Genomic DNA, 978 nt, shown 5'->3' on the forward strand with positions numbered 1-978 from the left:
GCTTTCCGGCTGCCTCGGGCCGGGGGCGGCCTTCGGGTCCGGCGCCGGTTCAGCGCGGCAGTCGGTAGCGGCGGCCGGCGAGGGGTTCGACCAGGCCGTCGGAGACCAGCCCGTCCAGCGCCCGGGCGCGCTGCACCGGCTCGTGCCAGACCCGGTCCAGCACCGCCTGCGGCACCGGCTCGGTCGCCTCCCGCAGCACCGCGAGCAGCTTGCCGCGCACCTGCCGGTCGGTGCCCGCGTAGGTCTGCCCGCGGCGCGGCGGCCCGTCGTGGGCCGGCGCCCCGGCCAGCCGCCAGGCGCAGGACGCGGCGATCGGGCAGCGTACGCACTCCGGCGACCGGGCGGTGCACACCAGCGCGCCCAGCTCCATGGTGGCCGCCGCCCAGGCCGCGGCGGTCGGCTCGTCGTCCGGCAGCAGCTCGCGGGCGAGCCGGCGTTCGGCCGCGGTGGTGGCGTTCGGCGGGTACTGGCTGCCGGAGAGCGCGCGGGCGAAGACCCGGCGCACATTGGTGTCCAGCACCGGATGCCGCTGTCCGTACGCGAAGGAGGCCACGGCCGCCGCCGTGTACTCGCCCACCCCGGGCAGCGCCAGCAGCTGCGCGTGCTCGGTGGGCACCTCGCCGCCGTGCCGCTCCTGTATCGCCACGGCCGCGCCGTGCAGTCGCAGCGCTCGCCGCGGGTAGCCCAGCCGCCCCCAGGCGCGTACCGCCTCGCCCGGGGACTCCGCGGCCAGGTCGGCCGGGCGCGGCCAGCGGGCCAGCCACTCCTGGTAGACCGGCAGCACCCGGTTGACCGGGGTCTGCTGGAGCATGAACTCGCTCACCATCACGCCCCACGCCCCGGCCTCCGGGCGCCGCCAGGGCAGATCGCGGGCGTGCTCCTGGAACCAGTCGATGACCAGGCCGTGCAGGGCCCGGCCCCGGGCGGTGTTCTCGCCCGGGGCGCCGGCGGGGACGGGTGCGGCGCTGTCTCTTATAC

At 77.9% G+C, this 978-nt stretch carries 1 protein-coding gene; it reads right to left on the reverse strand.

All coding sequences use genetic code 11. From position 1 onward, the window contains the following. Window positions 1-49 precede the first annotated feature (49 nt). Window positions 50-976: an HhH-GPD family protein gene (locus E4099_RS32410; protein ID WP_135342648.1), complete on the reverse strand. Its 927-nt coding sequence runs from the start codon at window positions 974-976 to the stop codon at window positions 50-52. Window positions 977-978 lie beyond the last annotated feature (2 nt).

Origin of the sequence: Streptomyces palmae, assembly GCF_004684805.1 — a bacterium.
Classification (GTDB): domain Bacteria; phylum Actinomycetota; class Actinomycetes; order Streptomycetales; family Streptomycetaceae; genus Streptomyces; species Streptomyces palmae.